Origin of the sequence: uncultured Marinobacter sp., from assembly GCF_963974375.1 — a bacterium.
Classification (GTDB): Bacteria; Pseudomonadota; Gammaproteobacteria; order Pseudomonadales; family Oleiphilaceae; genus Marinobacter.
In genome coordinates this window covers 1-3,404 of record NZ_CAXBDN010000351.1, presented here as the reverse complement: position 1 = coordinate 3,404, position 3,404 = coordinate 1, and the positions used below count along the sequence as shown (strand labels likewise).

Below are 3,404 nucleotides of genomic sequence, written 5' to 3'. Positions count from 1 at the left end.
TGTAGTCTTCCGCCGGCGATGGAAATCCAGCGGAGATGCGCTCCAGGAAAAGCGGAATCGTGAGCGCGGATAGGGAATGGTAATCACCTAGCAGGATGCAGGACATGCTGGCACCGAATACTGTTTATTTGTACAGCATTCTCTACAGGGGCGCCCTCCGGGTCAACTCGAATCTTGGCAACGACCTCCTATGTCATCGCTTTCCAATCAAAGTACCGGCGGGTCAGCTTCAGCCCCTCCTGAGGATCGGCAAGCATGAAGGCCATTGGCGACAATCCGCAAAACGGCTCGTCCGTAGTAGGCTTGCGAATCCGCTCGGCAGCTCGGTCGTCGCTCGGGTAAAGCGTATCGAGTGCGCGGGCGATGCCCATCAGAAAACTGATTCGCTGAAGAAGCTGCCCCGACATTGCAGCAGATGTTTCGGCGGTGAGCTCGTCGAACTCAGTCTGGCTCAGACCCAGTAATTGTTTCTGCTCGGCCTCCGTACAGCCCCACTGCGCCATGATGTGCCGAAACCCTTTCAGGGCGACTGCCGCTTTATCGACGGGTACAGCTGGGCTTGGGCCTTCTGTGCATTGCATGTGAGTACTTCACCTTCAATTGATAGGGTTGGCATCTCAGCCAGATCGCTGACTCAGGCCCGCGCCCCGGATTTTTCCATGAACTCGCTGATCTCCCGCTCCAGGCGGGCATGCACATCCCGCAGATCATCTCGGTCAACAGGCCGCTCTTTATTAAGACGATTGCGGGATTTCTGGCGCTCAAGCTCTGCACGCTGTTCCGCATAAACATGGTGCAGAACACCCACGCCAAGACTGGCGCTTTCTTCCTCGTTCATGTGCTTACGTAGCCGCTTGAACTGCTCCGGTGTGGGCGGAGTCTGGCGTTTTGCCACGATATCCTTCTGGCGGATACCAAAAGCCTCTCCCCACAGTCTGATGGCGCGGTCCCAGGCGTTGGAAAGGGGCTGGTTCTCGGTGATGGCAATACGCATGGGATTGCCCGGTGCGTTCACCTGGAAGTAACACTGTTCCGTTTGGTTACCGCCGATGGTTCCGATACCAAGGGTGATGCCCTGAAACCCAACACCCCGGAAGGGTTTGACTCGCGGGTGCTCGGTACGAATGAAGTTCAGGTATTTGATGGCCGCTGCCCGCATCGCCCAACGGGCTTCATAGTACTCGGCGCGGGTTTTCTGGTAGCGGTGCCAGAGCGTTTCGGGCACGGCGTCACTGGGAAGGCGCAGGCTGAAGTACTTCTGATAGCGTTTGCCACGAATCGTCGCGGCAACACGCCAACCGTAAAATCCGGACGAGAGCTCGCCCTTGTCGTAGCACTGAATCGCCATGGGTGGCTGAATCATCCTTTAGTAGTGGAGTGTAAATGCATTTACAGAGCAATCCGTACATCGATGGGCAAGACCCGTGGGTGTCGGGTCACGGATTCCGGCAGCGCCAGCCAGGCCTCGGTGCGTTGTAGTTCAGCGAGGGCCTCACTACGGGATTGCAGCTCGGCCCAGGCTCGATCCGGAGATTGAGCAAAGCGCTGAATCACGCTCTGCCAGTCCGGGCTTCCACCCTTTTTCCACTCTCTGGGCCAGATGGTGCTCCAGGCGATACCGTCTTCGTCCATCACCATGGGTGACACATCATAGATGGGCGTCAGTTCCAGGCCGTGGAACGTTCGATGGAACGACGTATTGCGCCCGTGGTTGTCGCTGTTACCAAGCAACCGGTTAATGTGATCCCGGATAAGGTATTCGACCAGCATTCCATCCGGATCACTGGCCAGTGGAAGAATGACTTCCAGCGCATCGATGTGGCTCAGCCGGGCACCATTACCAATCTTGCCCATCACATTATACAGGGACTCCACCGGATAACGCTCCCCGCCCGGTCCGCGGTCGAACCGACGAACCCAAAGGGCATAGGGTTGCCAACGGACTTCTGGCACATCAAAGCCTAAAGAACCAAGGGCCTTCAGGTACAGGTATTCAGCACGGAGAATGTCGATGCGATTCCGGGTCACCGGCTCACGGGGCCATTTCACCAGCCAGTAATCAGTAATGACACAGCCGTCCGGTTCGTTGCCGTCCAGATAGAACTGACCGTCATCGGCTCGGTTGATCAACAGTTTGGGGTTTTCACCGCCGGCACCCAGGCCCACCCAGATCGGGTGGATATCAGATAGGCCGAGGGCTTCGTTGAACGGTTCGTATGGCCAATGCCAGTCGCCGGCACACTCAACATCCAGGGGAATGGACGGGAAAAGGCCGTCGTCAACGCTCGGCCCTTTGATGCGAAAATTGCCAATGGGAGAGAGGGCGCATTCCTCTAACAGGCGCACATCGTGCTGAGGGCCATCCTGGATCGACCCGTCTTGCCGCCGTGGTGGCCGTAACCGCTCGAGCAAGCGCCGTCGGGCCCAGCCGCTGGGAGTCAGATCCCTCAGCAAGGCCGCGACCGCTTCGCCCTCATACGTCTCAAGTATGTCGCCCGGCACTTGGGGACTGGCCCACTGCACAAACGGCAGGTTAATGACGGGTACGAAATCGTCTTCCTGAAAATCTTCAAGACCGAGGGTGACTCCAGGAAGCGGGATACAGGTCCAGCCGTCCTGGCGTTTATAGTCCAGGCGCATGGTACTGAGCAGGCCGGACTCCGACCGGTCAATAGTAATCCCCGCCAATGTATCCCAACCTGCCGGGCCCCAGCGCTCGAGTTCAACCACAGACATGGTCATCTCCTCTCAATAAAACCACAACGCGACCATCCACGTTCAGGGCCTGGCCATCACCCAACGAAATCAGCCAGGGCCAGTCCCAGTGGGTGTGTCCGAAGACGGTCAAACCGGTATACCCTGTCGCCAGTGAAAGCGTTACGCCGGGGTCGCCACGGCGGCGACGTTCGGCGTCCTCTGGCCCCTGGTGCAACAGGATGATGTGCGGATGCCGGGCGGTGACCGACTCCATGACTTCCAGAAACGCCTCCTCGTCCCGCCGCTGGTGACGCCCGGGGTTCCCGATGATGCCGCTGACGCCACCTACGCGCAGTCCGGCTGTGTTACGAACCTGCCCGTCGAGGATTTGAACCGGCTTTGGCAGCGCCTCCGGTTCGACCAATTCGTCGTGGTTGCCGTGCACAGCGAGAACCTGTGGTGCCAGCCGAGCGAATGCGTCGTAGACCTCATCCACCGGGCCGGTTCCACCTCGTTTGTGGCAGTCTGGGTAGTCGTACAGGTCGCCACACAGAAAAGCCACCTGCGGCTGCGGGATAACGCCCTTCGCCACAAGGTCAGACAGCGCCTCTGCCACAGGCACCCCCATCAGCCGGTTGGCGCGGCCGTCTTCCCGGCCCTGCAGGTCAGAGGCAAAAATCAGTGCGTCTACACCATCGGGCAGCCCA

4 protein-coding genes are annotated in these 3,404 nt (G+C 58.9%); all 4 read right to left on the bottom strand.

The features are described 5' to 3' along the window. Positions 1–188: 188 nt before the first annotated feature. Positions 189–503 (bottom strand): DUF2384 domain-containing protein, encoded by a 315-nt coding sequence (locus AAC035_RS19815; protein ID WP_339806846.1) that lies wholly within the window; start codon positions 501–503, stop codon positions 189–191. Between the two features lie 131 nt (positions 504–634). Next, positions 635–1,348, bottom strand: a complete 714-nt coding sequence (locus AAC035_RS19810) for a hypothetical protein (protein ID WP_339806845.1) — start codon at positions 1,346–1,348, stop codon at positions 635–637. A 41-nt stretch (positions 1,349–1,389) separates the two neighbouring features. Further along, entirely contained in the window at positions 1,390–2,736 is a 1,347-nt protein-coding gene (locus tag AAC035_RS19805) for a HipA domain-containing protein (RefSeq protein ID WP_339806843.1), read from the bottom strand. Then, positions 2,723–3,404, bottom strand: a 682-nt coding sequence (locus tag AAC035_RS19800) for a metallophosphoesterase (RefSeq protein WP_339806842.1), incomplete at its 5' end; no start/stop codon positions are given. The genes AAC035_RS19805 and AAC035_RS19800, both read right to left, overlap by 14 nt.